We start from the raw sequence: 393 nt of genomic DNA, 5'->3' as shown, positions 1-393 counted from the left end.
ATGGTCGCCTGCTGCGCCCGGCTATGGTCGTGGTCAGCAAGGCACCATCGCCTGTTCAGCCATCAATTGACGAGCAGGCTTGAAATCAGCTGTCTGGCCCCCATTTATAGGCCAAGCGTTTAAGAGCTACCGCAATGTGTAAGCGCAGTTGCGGCAACCCAATCAAAGTTTCGGGAGAGTCAAAAGATGGGCAGAATTATCGGTATCGACCTGGGGACCACCAACTCCTGCGTCTCCATTCTGGAAAACGGTAACGTCAAGGTTATCGAGAACGCCGAAGGCACGCGTACCACGCCTTCGATCATTGCTTACGCCAACGACGGCGAAATCCTCGTCGGTCAGTCGGCCAAGCGTCAGGCAGTGACCAATCCGCACAACACCCTGTACGCGGTG

1 protein-coding gene is annotated in these 393 nt (G+C 55.7%); it reads left to right on the top strand.

Going from position 1 to position 393, the window contains the following annotated elements:
• Positions 1 to 186: 186 nt before the first annotated feature.
• Positions 187 to 393 (top strand): Hsp70 family protein (locus tag SxD43FB_RS24285; protein ID WP_176482934.1); only part of this gene is annotated, 207 nt, incomplete at its 3' end.

Source organism: Sphingobium sp. D43FB, from assembly GCF_002312805.1.
Lineage (GTDB): Bacteria > Pseudomonadota > Alphaproteobacteria > Sphingomonadales > Sphingomonadaceae > Sphingobium.
Note: the sequence above shows the minus strand (reverse complement) of the source record. Positions and strands in the feature narration are given on the sequence as shown.